The sequence below is a fragment of the Rufibacter hautae genome (assembly GCF_008271695.1).
Taxonomy (GTDB): Bacteria; Bacteroidota; Bacteroidia; order Cytophagales; family Hymenobacteraceae; genus Nibribacter; species Nibribacter hautae.
Window position 1 is genome coordinate 836,449 of sequence record NZ_VKKY01000001.1, and the last position, 19,569, is coordinate 856,017.

A 19,569-nucleotide genomic window follows, 5' to 3' on the forward strand; every position below is an offset into this window, starting at 1 on the left:
TAGCTCTTGGTTTTCTTACTCAAGGAGGAAGACTTGCGCGTGCAAGCCGGACTTACCGCACCCAGCAGCAAGCACCATACTAACCCAAGGGAAAAAATCTTTCTCAAAACCATTAACTTTGACTGCAAAGATAAACGTAATCTGCCGGAACCGCTACGGGTTTTTACGTACGCTACCATTTCCGGCTTACTTTTCGCAAAACTCCTTAAAAACGTACCATGGCTACACCCAGATTCTACAAAATGAGTGGCAATATCATTGACGTCCTGCAGAAGGAAATCTACCAGGGAACCCTGGAGATCATGGACGGCCAGATTGCCCGCATTGTACGGGAAGCCGTGACAGAAACACACTATCTCCTGCCCGGGTTCATAGACGCGCACGTGCACGTGGAAAGCTCCATGCTGGTGCCCTCTGAGTTTGCCCGCCTGGCGGTGCCGCACGGCACGGTGGCCACCGTCTCAGACCCGCACGAGATTGGCAACGTACTGGGCCTCAAAGGCGTGGAGTACATGCTGGAGAACGGAAAGAAAGTGCCTTTCAAGTTCTTTTTCGGGGCGCCATCCTGCGTGCCGGCCACGCCTTTTGAGACAGCCGGCGCCGAGATTACCCCTGAGGACATTGAGGAGTTGTTCCAGCGGCCCGAGGTCAAGTACCTGGCCGAGATGATGAACTGGCCCGGCGTCCTGAACCAGGATGACCTGGTCATGCAGAAGATCACGCTGGCCCAGAAGTTTGATAAACAGGTAGACGGCCACGCCCCGGGTCTGCGGGGCGAAGAAGCCCAGGCCTACGCCGCCGCCGGCATGACCACCGACCACGAGTGCTTCACCGCCGAGGAAGCCCTGGACAAGATCACCGTCGGCATGAAAATCCTCATCCGGGAAGGCAGCGCCGCCAAGAACTTCGATGCGCTCATAGAACTGCTCAGCCAGCACCCAGACCAGATTATGTTCTGCTCCGATGACAAGCACCCCGACAACCTGGTGGAAGGCCACATCAACGAGCTGGTGAAACGGTCCCTGGCCCTGGGCCATGATTTGTTCCACGTGCTACAGGCCGCCTGCGTGAACCCCGTGCACCACTACAAACTGGAAGTAGGCCTGCTTCAGGAAAAAGACCCCGCCGATTTCATCGTGATTGACAATCCGCAGGACTTCAACGTGCTCAGAACCTACATCAACGGGCAATTGGTAGCGGAGAACGGCCAAAGCAAAATCGCGTTTACGCCCAGCGAGATCATCAATAACTTCCACGCTGAGCCTAAAACCGTGAAGCAGTTCCTTTTCTCGGCCGGTGATGCAGTAAAAATCAGGGTGATTGAGCCCTATAACGGTCAACTGGTGACCGGCATGCTGCTGCTGGACCCCAAGATTGAAGACGGCCATATTGTGAGCGACCTGGACCAGGACGTCTTGAAGATGACCGTGGTGAACCGTTACCAGAACACCGCGCCAGCGCTGGCCTTTATCAAGAACTTTGGGTTAACCAGAGGGGCCATTGCCTCCAGCGTGGGCCATGACTCGCACAACATCATCGCCGTAGGCGTGGACGATGAGAGCCTGTGCCGCGCCGTGAACCTGCTTATTGAGGCCAAAGGCGGCATCTCGGCGGTAGACGGGGAAAAAGAAGAAGTGCTGCCGCTGCCGGTGGCCGGCATTATGTCGCCGGAAGACGGGTATTGGGTGGCGGAACAGTATGCCAAACTAGACAGAGCCGCAAAAGACCTGGGCAGCACCCTCACCTCTCCGTTCATGACGCTCTCGTTTATGGCTCTTTTAGTAATTCCATCCTTGAAACTCAGTGACAAAGGCTTGTTTGACGGCCTACATTTTCAGTTTGTGGAGGTCACCAGTCCCACATTGGAGGGAGAATAACTCATTAATTGTTTTCCCGCTGTTTTTCAGCCTGAAACGCAAATTTCAGGCTGAAAACAGCGGGAAATTTACGGCTTTGGTTAAGCGAAGGGCAGTTTATTCTCCTTTGGGCTTCAGATTCCAGGCACGCTGGCAAAATTATTGCTTTTGGCTGGGTAACTATTTTTTCTGCCGGATGGTAAGCAAGGGCAAGGCTCCTTTCAAATGGAGCCAACTTGCAACACTTCGGCGGAAAGAGGACGGCTCTTCTTTCTCTCACCTTGTCATCTAGTAAAAGCGCGGCTTGTTAACAGAGATTCTCCTTTTTGCGGTAGGGATTGTGGTCAGCACCTTCGGGACGATGGTGGGCTTTGGGGGCGGGGTGTTCATGGTGCCTATCCTCATCATGTTCTTCCAGTTCCCCATTGAACTGGCCATCGGGACGGCCATGACGGCGCTGCTGCCCGCGGCGTTGGTTTCCTCCATCTTCAATTTCCGGGAAAAAAGCATTGACTACGTGGTGGCCTCGCTTTTGCAGTTCCCGGCCATGGTGGGTACCCTCATTGGCGCTTTTCTGGTGGCCTACATGCCCGTGCTGCAGATGCAGATTCTGTTTGCGCTGTTTGTGCTGGCGGTGGGTATCTACATGCTCATCACCTATAAACAGGAGAAAATGCGCAAGCAGGGCATGATGTACCGCCTTAACCGCATGCCCACCTCATTCATCCGGAAAAACCATCCGCGGCACCTGGCTTATAGGTTGAACGGCAGCCTCATGGCGTTCTTCGGGTTATTGACCGGGGTCATTGCGGGGCTTTTCGGGATTGGCGGGGGATTTCTGCAGACGCCTATCATGATCAGGGCCTTCAAAATTCCGTCGCAGATTGCCATCTCCACGTCTTTGTTTATTCTGGTGGTGACCAGCCTGTCGGGCATCTCCTCGCATTACTGGCTGGGGCATATTGACTGGACCAAGAGCATGCCGCTCATGCTGGCCTTCGCGGTTGGGGCTTTGCTGGGGAAAACCCTCAAAGGCCAGAACTTCCCTCCTACCCAGCAGTTCTCTGAGAAACTCATCGGGGTGGGCCTTATGCTGGCCGGCATCAGCGTGATGGTGCACATTTTTTTGAAGTACCAATTCTAAGCTCCCTGGCGGGCAGACCCAACAGGGAGGTAAACAGCAGAGCGTTTAGGAAGCGTTTTTCAGAAAACACCCCCTAAACGCTCTGCCAATTCATGTGCTCAGAAGTGGGTAGAACTTAGATCATACCTTCTGTTTACGCGCCGTTTTCCGGGAAATAGTTATCCAGCAGGCTCTGTACTTTCTGGGCCGTGAGGGGCTTGGTGAGATAAGCAATGTTCTTGGCGGCGGCGCGCTCAGTGTCCTGGCTGTGCTCTGAGGTAGACAGCAGCGCCAGCACCATGTCTTGCCGGAACTCGGGGTCCAGTTTCTCAAACATGCCCAGGAACTCAAAACCATTCATAACAGGCATGTTGATGTCCAGCAGAATAAGCGAGGGCTTGAAGTACTCTGCCGAGGCCGCATCCATGTCGCCTTCGCTCAGGTGGTGGAGGTAGTCCAGGGCGTGCTTGCCGTTGCGGAACTCCTTGATCTTATCTGTAATCTGCATCCGGCTCAGCAGGCGCTGGTTCAGGAAGTTGTTTGTATCATCGTCATCGATGAGCATGATGCCCTTCAGTTTTTTCATATCCTTGGTCCGGTCTATTGTTCACGGTTTACAAAATACAGCAGGAACGTGGTTCCTTCGCCCAGTACGCTCTCCACTTCTACTTTGCCGCGGTTGTTGTCCATGATGCGTTTAATGATATACAGTCCTACGCCGCTGCCCTCCACATGGTCATGGAACCGGCGGAACAACGAGAATAAGTGCTGCCCATACTGGCTTAGGTCCATGCCAATGCCGTTGTCCCGCACGGTTAGCACCACATAATGGTCCTCATGCCTGGTGGAAAGGAAGATCTGCAGAGGCCGCTGGGCATCGCGGAACTTGATGGCGTTGGAGATGAGGTTCGTGAGCAGGCTGAGGAGGTTGTCGCGGGAAAAGAACACCTCAGGCGCGGCGGAGAAATCGGCGTGCAGGTTGGCTTCCGCGATGTTCAGGGGCTCCGCCAAGGTTTCTCTGGCCAGTTCCAATACCTGCTCAAAAGACACCATGCTCAGTTCTTCCTCCTTCACCGGCCGCTGGATTCGGCTCACCTCTGTGATGTTATGCAGTTTGCGGTGGATGCTGGAGACGGAATCGTCCAGGCGGGCGAAGAGCTGGTTGAACTCGGGGTTATCTGGCGGCAACTCCTCCCGGAGGGCTTCCACCAACCCAGACACGTTGAGCACCGGCGCGCGCAGGTCACGGGAGGCGTAATAAACGAAATCATCCAAATCAGCATTCTTCTTGACCAGTTCGTAATTCTTGGAGATGAGCTGCTTCTCGGCGCGTTTGCGGTTTTCCACTTCCCGCTCCAGTTCCCGGGTGGCGGTAATGGCCCGGGCACTTCGCTCCTGCACCCGCTGCTCCAACTCCTGCTGCACCTGCCGCAGGGCCACCTGGGTTCTTTCGCGCTCGGCTATTTGTTCCCTGAGCTCCTCGTTGGTCTTCTGCAACTGCGCCGGGCTGGGAATGGCCAGCACGCCCGGCACCGCCTTGATCAGCAGGCCGGTGGTTACCAAGGCAATGACCCCAAACACTAACCTGAGCACCAGAAACAAGCCTTCGTCGTTGTCATTGCCCCAGAAGTTGAGGGAGTGCAAAGCTCCGCCCATGATGGCCGTAACCCCAAAAAGCGCCAGCACCACCTTCCGTTCCTGTGTTTTCTGCCGTACGGCCAGGTAAAAGAGCGTTCCCGCCACCAGAATGTAGGCCGTTACCACCATCAAATCCCCCACCAGCACCAGGCCATCAGGGCCAGAGGCGTTTGCCGGAGAACTCACCGCGTTATCTGAGGAAATCTGAAGGAGGAGCACAAGCTAGATTTTGAGAGTTTAATGTGCTTAAAACGGGCACTGCCCCCACAAAGTTACCACCAAAGGGTTTGGCCTGAGAGGCAGACCGTTATCTACAGCCCGTGTTAAACAGAACGGCCACCAGGTAAAAGCCCGGTGGCCGTTTCTGGCCTGTTTTACAGAAAACAGGCTTAAAAGGCAAAGAGGTTAGTCAAGGTAGCCCTGGGCCCGCATCCAGTCATCGTTGTAGATCTTGGCCAGGTACCGGGTGCCGTGGTCTGGCAGAATCACAACCATGGTATCGTTCTCGGTGAGGTGCTCACGGGCGTACTCCAGCGCGCCGTGCACCGCCGATCCGCAGGACCAACCCACAAACAGGCCTTCTTCCTTGGCCAGGCGGCGGGTCATGAGGGCTCCGTCTTTATCGGTCACTTTGATGAACCGGTCAATCAGGTCGAAGTTCACGTTCTTGGGCAGAATGTCTTCGCCGATGCCTTCGGTGGCGTACGGGTAGATTTCTTCCTCGTCAAAGATGCCGGTCTCTTTGTATTTCTGGAACACCGAGCCGTAGGTGTCAATGCCGATGACTTTGATGTCTGCGTTCTGCTCTTTGAGGTACTTGGAGATGCCGCAGATGGTACCGCCCGTGCCTACGCCGCACGCGAACGTGGTGATCTTGCCATCGGTCTGTTTCCAGATCTCGGGGCCGCTGGTGTCATAGTGGGCGGCGGTGTTGGAAAGGTTGTCGTACTGGTTGGGGTAAAACGAGTTGGGGATCTCCTGGTTCAGGCGCTTGGCTACGGAATAATAGGAATCTGGGTGCTCTGGGGCCACGTTGGTGGGGCAAACCACTACCTCGGCACCTACCGCCTTCAGAATGTTGATCTTCTCCTGGCTCTGCTTGTCAGACATGGTGAAGATGCACTTATAGCCTTTGGCGATAGCGGCCAGGGCCAAACCCATGCCCGTATTGCCGGAGGTTCCTTCAATGATGGTGCCGCCTGGTTTCAGGATGCCCGCTTTCTCGGCGTCTTCCACCATGCGCAGGGCCATGCGGTCTTTCACTGAGTTGCCCGGGTTGAAATACTCTACTTTTGCTAACACAGTGGCTTTCACTCCGTCTGTGACGCTGTTCAGCTTCACCAGTGGCGTGTTACCAATGGCCTCTATAACATTGTTGAAATACATACCTTATCTCTTGGTTGTGTGACTCTTGGAATCAGGCACAAAGGTAACCAAAATTTTAAGACCTACCGGGTGCGGCGCCCACTCTGTTACCAGCGCGGGTCATAGAAAGTGGTGGTGTCCCGGAAGAGGCGATTATACCGCAGACGGGCCTGCCGCAGGGAGTCTTGCCGCATCATGAGGCGCTCGGCCTGTTTCAGACGTTCCCTTTCCTCCATGAGTTTGGCCACGCGCGAGCGCTGCCTGCCTTCTTTGGAGAACTGCTCATACAGGAAGCTGATGGGGCTGGTGATGAGGTCAGCGGGCGCAGGCGGCCCGGGCGGGATGATGATGCGTGGCACGGTCACGTTCATTCTGGGTTTGGGAGGCGCGGGGCGCGGTTTCATGTTCCTGAGCACCCGGTCTACCTTCTCCGGCGACAACGGCGATACCCGCACCTCTTTCAACTGCACGCTTTCCTGCTGCAGCAGGATGTTCACCCGCAACTCTGTGACGCTGCGCAACGAAGGCACGTATATTTTCTCCCGGAACCCCAGCGCCCGGAAAACCAGCGTGTCTGCCGCGGAAATCTTGATCCGGAAGGCGCCCTGCTCATTGGTGGCCTGTCCCTGGCCGGTGGCTTTGAGGTAGACAGACGCTCCCGCGATGGGGGCCTTGGTGTCTTCCCGCAACACCTGCCCGCTTACCCAGATACTGTGCCCCGCCGTGGTCTGGGCCATGGATTTCTGCAAGCCAAGCCAGCCTAATATAACTAGAAACAAAAAGCAAAAATGCTTACTCATAGACTCAGAAGGGCGCAAATGCAATGAAAAAGGCTTGCCTTTCTTACGGGCAAGCCTTTCAAAGATACAGAGAGAACGCTTAGTTCTCCAGTTTTATTTTAGTGTCACCAGACTTGTATTTCACCTCGTCCTTCTCGCGCTTGATCTTGGCGTCATCGGTCTTGATTTTAGACTCATCCCCGTCTTTTTTCACTTTGGTGGTGCTGGTTTTGAGTTTGGACTCGTCGCCTTCTCTTTTCATCTTGGCATCGCCGGTCTTAAGCTTGGCCTCGTCACCGTCAATTTTGAGTTTGGAGCCGTCCTGCATTTTGTACCTGGTATCTACGTTGTAGTATTTCTTGCGATTGGCCTCGTACATCTTGAACTGCTCTGGGGTCAGGAAGCCTTTCACCTCCATGTCTACATTAGAGTTGATGGACTCCATCTCGCTGTAATACTGAGTTGGGTAATCTTCTGGGTACCCGGTTACTTCCATGGCGGTAGAAGTTTGCACGGCCGCGCCGCTGTCCATCATAGTATCATCTTCCACTAGCATGTCTTCGCTCATGGTGCTGCTGTCTGCGGCCAGACCGGCGCTTTGGTTTGTGCTGCTGTAGCGAGTCTCCAGCTCGTTCATCATGCGGGCCCGGTTATACATCACCGTCCTGATTCTTGCCTGGGCAGCCGCGTCTAATTTCAAGTCCTCGGAGATCTGCGAAGACATGCGAGTCGCCCGTTCTCTTGACTCCCGTTCGTAGTTGTATACCGTAGAGCTGTCGTTAGTTTCACCGGAGGCGTTGTCTGGGGTATCGCTGTCGTTTTCGTTTGTTTCTGTGGAGGTACCGGCGTCTTCGCGGCACGAGGAGAAAGCAAAGGCTCCCGCCGCCATACACATCAAGATATACTTTTTCATAATCTATTTCTTAAATGGAACATCTTTAACCAAGTAGCTTAGCTCATTCCAGCAGTTTTACGCAACCCTATTTCGCAGGTTACCCAACAATTGGACTTAACCCACATCAACGCTTCTACTGCCGCATCCGCTAAAAAGACTTATAAAAACCAAAAACCCCGTTTTGAGGCCATTTTAGCGAAAACAGCTTCAAAACAGGGTTTGTACTTTGGCTAAAAAATCACCAAAAGAATTTTAGATCAATGCTAATGCCCATCGGCTTCTTAGGCTCGCTTGAATTCAAACACGGTGATCTCAGGCAGGAAGCCCACGCGCCCGTGGTAGCCCAGGAATCCCAGACCCACGTTCACATACAAATGCTGCCTGCCTTTCTTGTACAGGCCAGCCCATTGTTTGTACACGTACTGCACGGGGCTCCATTTAAAACCGGGGATGTTCACGCCAAACTGCATGCCGTGGGTGTGGCCAGACAACATGAGGTCAATATCCTGGTAGTTGATGTTCACTTCGCCATCCCAGTGCGAGGGGTCATGAGAAAGCAGGATCTTGAACGGATACTTTTCTGTGCCGGCATAAGCCTTAGACAGGATCCCGTATTTGGGGAAATTCATGCGGTGGCCCCAGTTCTCCACCCCCAACAGGGCAATCTGCTGCCCGTCGCGCTCCAGCACCCGGTGCTCATTCATGAGGATATCCCAGCCCGCCCGGCGGTGATGGCTGATGAGCGTGTTCAGGTTCTTCATCTTCTCCTCGCGGCTTTCCCAAGCCACATAATCGCCGTAGTCATGGTTACCCAGAATGGAGAAGACGCCGCTGGGGGCTTTGATTTTGGCCAGCGTAGGGATATACGGCTCCACCTCAGAGGCCACGTTGTTCACCATATCGCCGGTGAACACCACCACATCGGCGGCCTGCTTGTTGATGATGGCCACTGCTTTCTCCAGCGGCTCGTTGGAATGGAAACTACCCGAGTGCATGTCAGTGATCTGCAGCAACCGGAAACCGTCAAAGGCCGGTGGCAGGTTGGGGAACCTGAGGGTCACTTTCTTCACCTGGTAGTCATAGGCGCCTTTCACCATTCCCCAGATTAGCGCCCCAAACGGAAGCGCGCCCATCACCAAAGCCAACTGGCTCATGAAACGGTGCCTAGACACATCAAACTTCGGGTTCTCGGGGCCTCGTACCGCGTTGGACACCCACTGCGTGAGGCGCACCAGATCATCCAGTAACAGGAATAGCACGATCACCACCTTGGAAATGAACAGGATGAAGAGCACGTTGGCTACCTGCATGCGCGTGGGATTGGGCGCCGAGCCCCGGGTGAGCAAAGCCAGCAGCAGCGTGCCCAGGGTAAACAAACTGATGGCCCAGTAAATGATGTAAGCCGCCTTGCGGGCCCCGGGCGAAAAAGTGGCGGCCACCGTACGTACCGCCTGGAAAACGTAAATATCTATGAGTAAAACGAGTATTAACGTGATGATCAATCTGGTCATGTTCTTCTATAAAAGCTGATTCAATGCGACAAAGCTAATTTTCCTTAACGAAGGATGTACGTGTTATTGTAGCTGCCCGGTGAACTATTTCTGAAGCATATAAATTATACAAGAAATTTTATTCTGAATTCAATAAAAACTATTAACCGTATGTCTACGCTTTACGCCACCGCACCGCTCTCCATTAAATCCTGGGCCGAGGAAGACCGCCCGCGCGAAAAACTCCTGCTCAAAGGCCGCGCCGCCCTCTCCGATGCCGAACTGATTGGCATCCTCATCGGGTCTGGCACGGCCAAACTGAGTGCTGTGGACGTAGCCAAACTCATCCTCAGCGCGGTAGACAACGACCTCAATGCCCTGGCCCGGCTTACCGTGAAGGAACTGCAGAAACACAAAGGCATCGGCGAAGCCAAGGCCATCTCCATTGTGAGCGCGCTGGAACTGGGCCGAAGACGCAAAGAAGCCGCCCCTGCCGTGAAAACCCGCATCACCTGCTCCACTGATATCTACGACTACATCCGTCCGCACCTGCTGGACCTGCCATACGAGGAGTTCTGGATCATCCTGCTTAACCGTGCCAACACCATCATGAAGAAGATCCAGATCAGCACCGGCGGCGTGGCCGGCACCGTTGCCGATCCCAAGATCATCTTCAAACACGCCCTGGAGAACCTGGCCAGCGCCATTATCCTGGTGCACAACCACCCCTCGGGCCAACTGAAACCCAGCGCCGCCGACATCTCGCTCACCAAAAAACTACAGGAAGCCGGCAAAGTACTGGACCTGCCCATTCTGGACCATCTCATCTTCACCGATAACAGCTACTACAGCTTCGCGGACGAGGACCTTCTTTAAGAATTGCTGATTGTTAATTGCCCATTGCTTTGTCTGTCTGGAAGGCAGCTGCTGAGAAGTGGCTGCCTTTCTACTTGAAGGCACTTTCCTAAAAAAACAGGCCAGAAATAGTAATTTTGTGCCCATCAGGCCCGTAGCGTCGTTACCCTGTAACGACGAGGTGCTACACCGCAAGCCTGTTTCAACGAAGCCCAAAAAAGTGATTTGCAACAGACACCTTATTTAATTGCATTTAGAATAGGTCTTTGCAAAGAGAGGCGGTATTGTTTCATAGCGCCACGTCGTTACAGGGTAACGACGCTACGTTTTCTTGGGGCCTGTTTTTAGAAAAATAGGCCAAAAACGCTTGTCTGCATTTCTGTATTGTTTTCTTTCCGACCTTTGCGCCTTCAACCTGCCTTAGTTCATGAAAGGATTTAAATACATCATTCTTATTGGCGTGCTGCTCATTGTAGGCTATCTGGTAAAAGACCTGTTCTACAACGATGAAAGCTACAACCAGGCCGTCCTTAAATTCAGGGAAAACAAGGACCTCTCCTTCCGAAGCCTTACCCGCTCTCCCCTCCCCGATTCTTTGCGCCGCTCCTTCAACAAGCTCAATTACTACGCCCCGGCCCGTGATTTTGAGGTCGCCGCTGATTTCACGGCCATCGAAGGCAAGGAACCAATTGCCATGCCCATGACCACCGGCACTCAGGAACCGTATTTTGTAAAAGGCAAAGCCTCTTTTGAACTGGAAGGCCAGACGCACACGCTCACTTTGTTCCAGAAAGCCGGCTCCACCTCAGACACGCTGTTCATCCCCTTCACCGACCAAACCAATGGCTTCGAGACCTACGGCGGAGGCCGCTACCTGGACGCAATTCCCAATGGGCAAACCATTGTGCTGGATTTCAACAAAGCCTACAATCCTTTCTGCGCCTACAATCCGCAGTTCGCCTGTCCCATGCCTCCCGCCGAAAACCGCCTGAAGGTGAAAATCCCGGCCGGCGAGCAAGCGTTTGCCAAGTAAACTTGGCAAGTCCTGAGTTCTGAGTCTTGAGTCTTGATTTCTGAGTTATTCGCTGGCGCAAGCGTCCCGCTCGTGTCCGTACTTGATGGATTGCTTTCTCTGATTCTAAAAGAGGATCAGAAATACGTGCGGACACGAGCGGGACGCTCGCGCCAGCGGAGGAAATCACTTGTTGTCTATGCTTGACCGCTGGTTCAAAAGACCTCGTATTGTTTGGTGGACCTACAATCCTTTCTGTCATTGCTGTTTCAAGCTTGTTTCCGCAAAAATAGCTCAAAACCGTCCGCACCCCTTCTAATCAAGGTATTAAAGCCATTGGATTAGGTTTTCCACAAAATAACGCCCTGATTTCTCCATCTTAACCAGTTTTTGGTAATTTTGAAAATTGTAGCCGCAAAACGGCTATAGGTGCGGCGTGGCTGCACCTGTCACACCCTGAGAAGAACACCATGCGCATATCACTGGATTGGCTGAAGACCCTTATTTCTATAGATAAACCCGCCCAGGAAGTGGGCAAACTCCTTACTGATGCCGGCCTGGAGGTAGAAGGCATTGAAACAGTAGAGGTAGTGGCCGGCGGCCTCAAAGGCATGGTCATTGGCGAAGTACTCACCTGCGCCAAACACCCCGATGCAGATAAACTGAGCGTGACCACTGTGGATACCGGCGAAGGCGAACCCAAGCACATTGTCTGCGGCGCCTCCAACGTAACGGCGGGTCAGAAAGTAGTCATCGCTACCGTAGGCGCCACCTTGTACCCGGCTGGGGGCGAGCCTTTCCAGATAAAAAAATCAAAAATCAGAGGTGCCGTGTCTGAGGGCATGATCTGCGCCGAGGACGAACTTGGCCTAGGCACCGACCACTCCGGCATTATGGTGCTGGACACTGATTTGCCTAACGGAACCCCGGCGGCCCAGTACTTCGGGTTGGCTTCTGATGAGGTATTCGAGATTGGTTTGACGCCTAACCGCGCGGATGCCGCCTCACACCTGGGGGTAGCCCGTGATCTGCAGGCCTTGCTCAAAACACCATACCAACTGCCCGACCTAAACAACTTCAAAGTAGCCAATACCAATCTGCCCATCTCGGTGGAGGTGGAAAACCCTGAGGCTTGTCCGCGCTATGCAGGCGTGACCGTTTCTGGCGTGAAAGTGCAGGAGTCGCCTAAGTGGTTGCAGCAACGGTTGAGAGCCATTGGCTTGTCGCCGATCAATAACGTAGTGGACGTGACCAATTACGTGCTGCACGAACTGGGCCAGCCCATGCACGCCTTCGATGCCGAGAAGATTAAGGGCGGTAAGATCATTGTGAAGAACGCTACCGAGGGTGACAAATTCACTACCCTGGACAGCGTGGAGCGTACCTTGCGCGCCGAGGACCTGACCATCAGCAACGCCGAGGAGCCAATGGTGCTGGCGGGCGTGTTCGGCGGCTTGCAGGCCGGTGTGACTGAGGCTACCCAGAATATCTTCCTGGAAAGCGCTTACTTCGCCCCAGCTGGCATCCGGAAAACTTCTCAGAACCACGGCATCAAAACCGATTCTTCGTTCCGCTTTGAGCGCGGCACAGATCCGAACATGGTTATCACGGCCCTGAAAAGAGCCGCTTTGTTGATTCAGGAAGTTGCCGGTGGCGAGATTTCCTCTGAGATTGTGGATGTGTACCCTACCCCGGTGGCGCCAACGCAAATTCGCGTGAGCTACGCCCGCGTGCACCAACTCATCGGCCAGCATATCGGCGAAGCCAGAATCAAAGAGATCTTGACGGATTTGGGCATCGGGATTGAGGAAGAAACCGCCGAGGACTTGCTCCTGTCCATTCCGCCGTACAAAGTGGATGTGACCCGCGAGGCCGATGTGGTGGAGGAGGTGCTGCGCATCTACGGCTATAACAACATCCAACTGAGCCAGAACCTGGCCGCCAGTTTCCTGGCTAAATTCCCCAACCCTGACCCGGAGGTGATCACCAAGCGCATCGCCGATGCGCTGGCAGCCAACGGCTACCTAGAGACCATCACCAACTCGCTCACCAATTCCAACTACTACAAAGACGCGGAGGGCAACACGCCGGCCGACCTGGTTCCTATTCTGAACTACAACTCAGAAGATCTGGACGCCATGCGCCTGACCTTGGTGTACTCAGGTTTGGAAGTTTTAAGACACAACATCAACCGCCGTCAGCGCGACCTGAAGGTGTTTGAGATTGGCAAGGTTTACCGGAAAGAAGGCGAGAAATACAAAGAGAACAACTACCTGGCCTTGTTCATGACCGGTAACCGCGCGGCCGAGAGCTGGCAGCAGGCGACCGCCAAAGCCACTTTTCATGACCTGGCCGGACAAGTGCAGCAGGTATTGACGCTTTGCCGCCAACCCAATTACACGACCCAGCCTACCCAGCACCCGTACCTGGCGGGCGGCGTGACTTACGTGAAAGGCGATGTGACCCTGGGCCACATCGGATTACTGAAAGACAGCGTGTGCAAGCAGGTAGACGTGAAGGAGCAAGTGTGGTACGCAGAGCTGAATTGGGATTATTTGTTGCGCAACTACAAAGAGAAGCTGGTATTTGAGGAGTTGTCTAAATTCCCCGAAGTGCGCCGCGACTTGTCATTGGTGGTGGAAAAATCCGTATCTTTTGACCAGATCAGGCAGGTGGCCCAGCGGGTGGAGCGGAAAATTCTGCAAGACGTGAACGTGTTTGACGTCTACGAAGGGGATAAGATTGAGAGCGGCAAAAAAGCCATCGCCATCAGCTTCACCCTGCAGGACAAAAACCAAACGCTCACCGACAAAGTGATTGATTCTACCATGAATCGCCTGATGCAACAGTTTGAGCACCAACTAGGAGCCGTAATCCGGAAGTAAGATGTCTGACCAATCCTATCTGCAGCAGATTCAGTCCATTGAGGGCAAAGTGCACCAACTGGTACAGCAGTACCAGGCCGGGCAGGAACGGCTACAGGCCGCCCACCAGGAAATAGCGCGCCTCCAGCAGGTGATTCAGGAAAAAGATGCTGAGATAAAAAATTTTCAGAATCAAGATAATATTAGTAAAATTGTACAAACCATAGCAGTAGACACTACCAATTCAACGGAGTTGAAGCTAAAAATAAACGAGTACTTGCGCGAAATTGACAAGTGCATCGCTTATTTAAAAGAATAGAAGAACGGGTTGTCTGGTTGCGGTTGTTGTTTGTTCTCTTTTTAAAACGCGTGCCCGCACGCTGATATACCAATTTAGAACCCTAGGCTTGAGATGCGGAACTTTTACTTTTTGATTACCACGCACTGCAACCTTCTGACCAACAAACGCGCCACAGCAGCCCTTAACAGCATCTGGACATGAGTGAGTTATCTATACGCATCAAGATAGCCGACCGCGAATATCCAATGCGGGTAAACGAGGACGAGGAAGAAAGGCTGCGGCAGGCCGGAAAATACCTGAACGAGCGCCTGAGAATGTTCCGGGAAGAGTTCGGGATTCATGACAAGCAGGATCTGCTGGCCATGATTGCGCTGGAAACCGCCGCTGATAAAATAAAGACGGAGGACGCCTCCGTTGAAATCCAACTCACGTTGGAGCAGAAACTCGCATCTTTGAACCAACTGCTTTCTTCTCTGCAGCTCGGATAATCAACCGTCCGCTCCGCTTAAAATTGGCCAAGTGTCATTGCTATACTTTAACCCTTTAAAGTTATAGTTATGACCATTTATATCATTTTAGCAGCGGTAGTAGGCGCCGGTATTGGCTTCTACGTGGGCCGCGTGCTGCTCCTGAAGCTCTTCAAGGAGCAGGAAGAACAGGCCACCGAGCGGGCCAAACTCATCATCCGCGAAGCGGAAGTCAAAGCCGAGACCCAGAAGAAAGACAAGATGCTGGAAGCCAAGGAACACTTCCTGAAGCTGAAAGCCGAGCACGAGGAAGAGGCCAACCGCAAGAAAAACATTATCATCCAGAATGAGAACAAGGTAAAGCAGCGCGAGCAGTTCATTACCAAGCAGCAGGAAGACCTGAAGAAAAAAGAGCAGGAAACCGAGGTACTCAAAGACAAACTGAACCAGCAACTGGAAGGCTTCAACAAGCGCAAAGAAGACCTGGAGGCCCAGTACCGCGACAAACTCACCAAAGTAGAGCAAGACCACCACGAGATCCTGAGCCGTCTGGAGCGCATCGCGAACCTGAGCGCCGAGGAAGCCCGTGAGCAACTGGTAGAGAACCTGAAGTCTGAAGCCTCTACCCGCGCCTCTTCTTACATCAAAGACATTGTGGCCGAGGCCAAACTCACCGCTACCAAAGAAGCCAAAAAGGTAGTGATTGAGACCATCCAGCGCACCGCCGCCGAGCACGCCATTGAGAACTGCGTCTCTATCTTTAACATTGAGTCTGACGATATCAAAGGCAAGATCATCGGCCGCGAAGGCCGTAACATCCGCGCCCTGGAAGCCGCTACCGGCGTGGAGATCATCGTGGACGATACTCCGGAAGCCATCATCATCTCTGGTTTTGATCCCGTTCGCCGCGAGATTGCCCGTCTTTCCCTGCACCGCCTGGTAGCCGATGGTCGTATCCACCCGGCCCGTATTGAGGAAGTGGTGTCTAAAACCAAGAAAAGCATTGAAGAGGAGATTGTGGAGATTGGCGAGCGTACCGCCATTGACCTGGGTATCCACGGTCTGCACCCTGAGTTGATCAAGATGGTAGGCCGCATGCGCTTCCGGTCATCTTACGGCCAGAACCTGCTGCAGCACTCTAGAGAAGTAGCCAACCTTTGCGCCACCATGGCTGCCGAGCTTGGCCTGAACGTGAAGCACGCCAAACGCGCCGGTCTGTTACACGACATTGGGAAAGTAACGACGGAAGAGCCAGAACTGCCGCACGCCATCATCGGGATGCAACTGGCCCAGCAGTACAAAGAACACCCGGATGTTTGCAACGCCATTGGCGCTCACCACGATGAGATTGAGATGACCGCTATGATCTCTCCTATCATCCAGTCATGTGATGCCATCTCCGGTTCCCGCCCTGGTGCCCGCCGCGAGATCATGGAATCGTACATCAAACGTCTGAAAGAACTGGAAGAAACCGCCCACTCGTTTGAAGGCGTGAACCAGTGCTACGCCATCCAGGCCGGCCGCGAGCTGCGCGTGATGGTAGACGCCGATAACGTCACCGACGAACGCGCCCAGCAGCTTTCCTTCGATATCTCACAGAAGATTGAGAAAGAGATGCAGTACCCAGGCCAAATCAAGATCACGGTGATCCGCGAAATGCGCTCTGTGTCTTACGCGAAGTAACAAGTAGAATTCCAGCTCCGTTTTAGGGCTGATTTTATAAAAACGATGTAAAAAGGCCCTCTGCTACCAAGCGAAGGGCCTTTTTGTTTGTAGGGGCAATCCCTTGTGGTTGCCCTTTACGTTGAATCACCGTCAAGGGCAACCACAAGGGATTGCCCCTACAACATCCAATAATTACGCTGGCGCGAGCGTCCCTACATCAGAAAACGTAAATCAGGTTTCCTGGATCAGATAACGGGGAGACAAGGCGATGCCTGGTCTCTACAGTTGTTCCATCCAACCTATTTTAGCCGGCAATTATCTCTCCTCTGTTTTGGGCTTAGTTTTCCGGAACCTGCCTGGAAACATTCTTCAGCATGGCGCCTCTGGAGATGGTAGGTCCGCCCCAAACCACTACTTCGATGCAGAGGCCAGCGGGGTTGAAGCGGAGGGCCAGCATGGCGCTGTACACCACGCTGTCGGAGATTCCCCAGGTGCCTTCCAGTTGCGCGTAGCCTACGTTCCCCTGCACGCCTACCAAATTGTATGAAACATTGGCGTAAAGGCCCATGACTTTGTCCCAGTGTTGCTTGATTTTAGCAGACCCGAAGATAGGGGCGGCAAACGGCGACTCCAGCAACCGCACATCCGCGGTGAAAAGACTCTGCAAGGCAACGGCGTTATTCTCGCCCAAAGCGGTCTGCATGGCATCTAGCCAATGGATGACACGTGACTCGGTGAGGAAATGCTGGTGCTTGCTTTCTGGCAGGCGCCATGCGGGGTTTACCCGGGTTTCACCAGCGTAATACAGGCAGATGAGATTCCCGGATGGATCGCGCAAATACGCTTCCCGCCAGCCCCACGACTGGTCTTTGAGTTCCTGCTCAAACACGTAACCCTTCTCTTTCAAGGAAAGCACCTGCTGGTCTAGCTGGGCACATTCAAAGTACACGGTGGTAGTAGAAGGCTGAAAAGTACCCTCCTGGTGCAAGTGCACCGAGAACGTGGAAAGCCCATCGGGGCACACGAAACGAGCGTAGTGGGGACTCTGCACAATCAGGTGCAGGCCCAGGTTCTTATAAAAAGTAACCGCCTCCGGCACTTGGTGCACAGAAACGGTTACCTGATTTAATGCCAATGACATAGGCAATGGAATATAAAACTAACGGATGACCTTGCTCACGCCCACCACCACGGCGGCAATGCGCACGGCATCAAAAATGCGCTGCTCAGAAGCGCCTAGCTTGCGTACGCTTTCCTCGTGCGAGGTCACGCAGCGCTCACAGCCGTTGATAGCCGAGATAGCCAGACTCACCAGCTCGAAAAATTCTTTGCCGGTTACGGGGTTCATCATGATGTTCATCTTCACTTTGGCAGGCGCTGACTCATAGAAATCAGTGTGCATGAAATGCTTGAAACGGTACAGAATGTTGTTGGTGCTCAAAAGCGAAGTTACCGCAACCGCCTCCGCCAACTCAGCGTCGGTAGCGCCATGGGCCGCAGCTAATGTCCGGAATGACTCCGTCAGGGTGTTGTTTTCCTCGTTCACCGCCGCAGACAAGGCAATCAGGTAGGCTTCCTTAGAAGTTACGTTTTCAGACTGCAGCGCGGTTTTCAGGTTGATGCGCAAATCTTTCAGATATTTGGAGTCGCCTTGCACCAGTTGGTCCAGGCGCGCGAAATCTTGGCCGGAAAGACCTAAGTCCTTCAGGAAATCTTGTTGGGTTTCTTGGATGACAGAAAGCATGGGATTGTATGGATAGGAAGGTGCTGGAGCAACGGCTGTCTAAAAGCCCAATCTGGTCAGTTACCTTTTCAAAAGAGAAATAGAAACAGAAGCTTCGGGGACCGGTAAGTGACAGACATTCCCTTCCGGCCCTCCGCAGCCTTCCTGTATAAAAAAGAAATTAAACGGATAAAGTGGCTTCGCCTTTTTTCCAGTTGCAAGGGCAAAGCTCATCGGTTTGCAGAGCGTCCAGCACACGCAGCACCTCGGCTACGTTACGGCCCACGCTCAATCCGTTCACGCTCACCCACTGGATGATGCCTTGCGGATCTACGATGAACGTCACGCGGTAGGCTACGCGCTCTTCAGTATCTAAGATACCCAGCTCTTCGGCTAAAGACTTAGAGGTATCGGCCAGCATCGGGAAACGAAGGCCACGCAGATCGTCGTGGTCACGGCGCCAGGCGGCGTGCACGAACTCAGAATCAGTGGAGGCGCCAATCAGTTGGCAATCGCGGTCGCGGAACTCGTCGTAGTTCTTGTTGAACTCAGCGATTTCGGTGGGACACACGAAGGTGAAGTCTTTCGGCCACCAGAACATCACCAGCCACTGGTCGTTTTGGCGGTGCTCTTGCTCGGTGATGGTTCTAAACTCTTGGTCTCTCTCTAAAGAAACAACAGCTTTTTTGGAAAAGGCAGGGAATTCTGCCCCAACAGATAGTACTCGGTTTTGTGACATGTAATTGGAGGTTAAAAGGTAATAAAGGGTATTAGTAGTGTTTTAGGAGCGGTGGGTTAAGAGCTTGTTTGAATTTCAGGTTTGCAAGCGAAAATGACCAGAGAAGGGTTCTGCGGAAGCGTTTTTTGAGCAGCGTAGCAGCGCTACGGGGCGAGGAAAATGCAAATGCAGGTTCTTTTTATGGTTGTTTGCAGCGCAAAGATGAAATCTAAACATGCTCTAAGAACCTTGGAAGGCGTTCAGCATCCAGAGGTTTTTCTCCAGGGTGTTCAGGTTATCGCTGATCAGTCCTTGGGTACCTTCGTCGTCCAATTCAGCGGCCAAGGCCAGCACCTCGCGCTCCAAGTGGATGATCTGCCCGATGTTCTCCACGGTGGCGGCCACGGTGTCTACATCTGAGGTAAGGCCTTTTCTTTCCTGCACGCGCGACGTGGCCAGGAAATCTGAGAAGCTGTGCATGGGCACGTGGCGCAGGGTTAAGATACGCTCAGCAATCTCATCAATGGTCTCGAAGGCCTCGGTGTACAGTTCCTCAAACTTGGCGTGCAGCGCGAAGAAGTTTCCGCCTTTGATGTTCCAGTGGAAGGCGCGCAGGTTTTGGTAATACACGTGGTAGTTGGCCAGTAACTCATTCAATTTAACGGCCAGATCTTTGGTATCTCTGCGTTCCAGTCCTAATTCGTTGTGTGATTCCATAGTGGTGTGATAGGTTAGAAAATGTTCTTGTACTGCCTAACCATACGACAAAGGTGTCCGAAACGATTATATAGAACAAATTGATAGTACTTATACGATCA

The 19,569-nt window shown here is 53.3% G+C and carries 17 protein-coding genes and 1 pseudogene; 8 read left to right on the forward strand and 10 right to left on the reverse strand.

All coding sequences use genetic code 11. The features are described from left to right. The first annotated feature begins 218 nt into the window (after window positions 1-218). Together ade and FOA19_RS03280 are read left to right on the forward strand one after the other, a co-directional pair. Entirely contained in the window at window positions 219-1,877 is a 1,659-nt protein-coding gene (ade, locus tag FOA19_RS03275; RefSeq protein WP_149089356.1) for an adenine deaminase, read from the forward strand. Window positions 1,878-2,160: 283 nt separating this feature from the next. Beyond that, complete coding sequence (locus FOA19_RS03280; protein WP_223808709.1) at window positions 2,161-3,000, forward strand: sulfite exporter TauE/SafE family protein; 840 nt, start codon at window positions 2,161-2,163, stop codon at window positions 2,998-3,000. A gap of 133 nt (window positions 3,001-3,133) precedes the next feature. Here the strand turns inward: FOA19_RS03280 and FOA19_RS03285 are convergent, their stop codons facing one another. The 6 genes and pseudogenes from FOA19_RS03285 to FOA19_RS03310 all read right to left on the reverse strand — a co-directional run bounded on the left by FOA19_RS03285 (window position 3,134) and on the right by FOA19_RS03310 (window position 9,167). Then, window positions 3,134-3,565 (reverse strand): response regulator, encoded by a 432-nt coding sequence (locus FOA19_RS03285; protein WP_149089357.1) that lies wholly within the window; start codon window positions 3,563-3,565, stop codon window positions 3,134-3,136. 14 nt (window positions 3,566-3,579) lie between these two features. Then, window positions 3,580-4,836, reverse strand: coding sequence for a sensor histidine kinase (locus FOA19_RS03290; RefSeq protein ID WP_149089358.1), 1,257 nt, complete (start codon window positions 4,834-4,836; stop codon window positions 3,580-3,582). Between the two features lie 189 nt (window positions 4,837-5,025). Beyond that, window positions 5,026-6,003, reverse strand: a pseudogene (locus FOA19_RS03295) (PLP-dependent cysteine synthase family protein); the annotation flags it as partial. A gap of 86 nt (window positions 6,004-6,089) precedes the next feature. Continuing rightward, the gene (locus FOA19_RS03300) at window positions 6,090-6,719 is read right to left on the reverse strand and encodes a carboxypeptidase-like regulatory domain-containing protein (protein ID WP_223808710.1); all 630 of its coding nucleotides are present in this window, start codon (window positions 6,717-6,719) and stop codon (window positions 6,090-6,092) included. A gap of 142 nt (window positions 6,720-6,861) precedes the next feature. Then, window positions 6,862-7,674, reverse strand: a complete 813-nt coding sequence (locus FOA19_RS03305; protein WP_149089361.1) for a hypothetical protein — start codon at window positions 7,672-7,674, stop codon at window positions 6,862-6,864. 263 nt (window positions 7,675-7,937) lie between these two features. Then, the gene (locus FOA19_RS03310) at window positions 7,938-9,167 is read right to left on the reverse strand and encodes a metallophosphoesterase (RefSeq protein WP_149089362.1); all 1,230 of its coding nucleotides are present in this window, start codon (window positions 9,165-9,167) and stop codon (window positions 7,938-7,940) included. Window positions 9,168-9,317: 150 nt separating this feature from the next. Between FOA19_RS03310 and radC the strand changes: the two genes are divergently transcribed. From radC to rny, 6 genes are all read left to right on the forward strand, one after another. After that, on the forward strand, window positions 9,318-10,022 hold the full coding sequence (gene radC / locus FOA19_RS03315) for a RadC family protein (protein ID WP_149089363.1): 705 nt from the start codon (window positions 9,318-9,320) through the stop codon (window positions 10,020-10,022). Between the two features lie 406 nt (window positions 10,023-10,428). Next, entirely contained in the window at window positions 10,429-11,034 is a 606-nt protein-coding gene (locus FOA19_RS03320) for a DUF1684 domain-containing protein (RefSeq protein ID WP_149089364.1), read from the forward strand. 449 nt (window positions 11,035-11,483) lie between these two features. Continuing rightward, the gene (pheT, locus tag FOA19_RS03325) at window positions 11,484-13,898 is read left to right on the forward strand and encodes a phenylalanine--tRNA ligase subunit beta (RefSeq protein WP_149089365.1); all 2,415 of its coding nucleotides are present in this window, start codon (window positions 11,484-11,486) and stop codon (window positions 13,896-13,898) included. 1 nt (window position 13,899) lies between these two features. After that, the gene (locus FOA19_RS03330) at window positions 13,900-14,196 is read left to right on the forward strand and encodes a hypothetical protein (protein ID WP_149089366.1); all 297 of its coding nucleotides are present in this window, start codon (window positions 13,900-13,902) and stop codon (window positions 14,194-14,196) included. A 179-nt stretch (window positions 14,197-14,375) separates the two neighbouring features. Then, window positions 14,376-14,666: a cell division protein ZapA gene (locus FOA19_RS03335; RefSeq protein WP_149089367.1), complete on the forward strand. Its 291-nt coding sequence runs from the start codon at window positions 14,376-14,378 to the stop codon at window positions 14,664-14,666. 69 nt (window positions 14,667-14,735) lie between these two features. After that, window positions 14,736-16,328, forward strand: coding sequence for a ribonuclease Y (rny, locus tag FOA19_RS03340; protein WP_394344090.1), 1,593 nt, complete (start codon window positions 14,736-14,738; stop codon window positions 16,326-16,328). 319 nt (window positions 16,329-16,647) lie between these two features. On the opposite strand, the gene FOA19_RS03345 is transcribed toward rny, so the two are convergent. From FOA19_RS03345 to FOA19_RS03360, 4 genes are all read right to left on the reverse strand, one after another. Continuing rightward, window positions 16,648-17,451: a VOC family protein gene (locus FOA19_RS03345; protein WP_223808711.1), complete on the reverse strand. Its 804-nt coding sequence runs from the start codon at window positions 17,449-17,451 to the stop codon at window positions 16,648-16,650. 18 nt (window positions 17,452-17,469) lie between these two features. Further along, the gene (locus tag FOA19_RS03350; RefSeq protein WP_149089369.1) at window positions 17,470-18,054 is read right to left on the reverse strand and encodes a carboxymuconolactone decarboxylase family protein; all 585 of its coding nucleotides are present in this window, start codon (window positions 18,052-18,054) and stop codon (window positions 17,470-17,472) included. Between the two features lie 160 nt (window positions 18,055-18,214). Continuing rightward, on the reverse strand, window positions 18,215-18,772 hold the full coding sequence (locus tag FOA19_RS03355) for a peroxiredoxin (protein WP_149089370.1): 558 nt from the start codon (window positions 18,770-18,772) through the stop codon (window positions 18,215-18,217). A 219-nt stretch (window positions 18,773-18,991) separates the two neighbouring features. After that, complete coding sequence (locus tag FOA19_RS03360; RefSeq protein WP_062542817.1) at window positions 18,992-19,468, reverse strand: Dps family protein; 477 nt, start codon at window positions 19,466-19,468, stop codon at window positions 18,992-18,994. Window positions 19,469-19,569: the final 101 nt, after the last annotated feature.

Coding starts and splice junctions, on each gene's coding strand:
- radC (WP_149089363.1), top strand. CDS start 9,318: ATGTCTACGCTTTACGCCACCGCACCGCTCTCCATTAAATCCTGGGCC.
- FOA19_RS03360 (WP_062542817.1), bottom strand. CDS start 19,468: ATGGAATCACACAACGAATTAGGACTGGAACGCAGAGATACCAAAGAT.
- FOA19_RS03335 (WP_149089367.1), top strand. CDS start 14,376: ATGAGTGAGTTATCTATACGCATCAAGATAGCCGACCGCGAATATCCA.
- FOA19_RS03330 (WP_149089366.1), top strand. CDS start 13,900: ATGTCTGACCAATCCTATCTGCAGCAGATTCAGTCCATTGAGGGCAAA.
- FOA19_RS03285 (WP_149089357.1), bottom strand. CDS start 3,565: ATGAAAAAACTGAAGGGCATCATGCTCATCGATGACGATGATACAAAC.
- FOA19_RS03310 (WP_149089362.1), bottom strand. CDS start 9,167: ATGACCAGATTGATCATCACGTTAATACTCGTTTTACTCATAGATATT.
- FOA19_RS03300 (WP_223808710.1), bottom strand. CDS start 6,719: ATGGCCCAGACCACGGCGGGGCACAGTATCTGGGTAAGCGGGCAGGTG.
- FOA19_RS03305 (WP_149089361.1), bottom strand. CDS start 7,674: ATGAAAAAGTATATCTTGATGTGTATGGCGGCGGGAGCCTTTGCTTTC.
- ade (WP_149089356.1), top strand. CDS start 219: ATGGCTACACCCAGATTCTACAAAATGAGTGGCAATATCATTGACGTC.
- rny (WP_394344090.1), top strand. CDS start 14,736: ATGACCATTTATATCATTTTAGCAGCGGTAGTAGGCGCCGGTATTGGC.
- FOA19_RS03350 (WP_149089369.1), bottom strand. CDS start 18,054: ATGCTTTCTGTCATCCAAGAAACCCAACAAGATTTCCTGAAGGACTTA.
- FOA19_RS03345 (WP_223808711.1), bottom strand. CDS start 17,451: ATGTCATTGGCATTAAATCAGGTAACCGTTTCTGTGCACCAAGTGCCG.
- pheT (WP_149089365.1), top strand. CDS start 11,484: ATGCGCATATCACTGGATTGGCTGAAGACCCTTATTTCTATAGATAAA.
- FOA19_RS03320 (WP_149089364.1), top strand. CDS start 10,429: ATGAAAGGATTTAAATACATCATTCTTATTGGCGTGCTGCTCATTGTA.
- FOA19_RS03355 (WP_149089370.1), bottom strand. CDS start 18,772: ATGTCACAAAACCGAGTACTATCTGTTGGGGCAGAATTCCCTGCCTTT.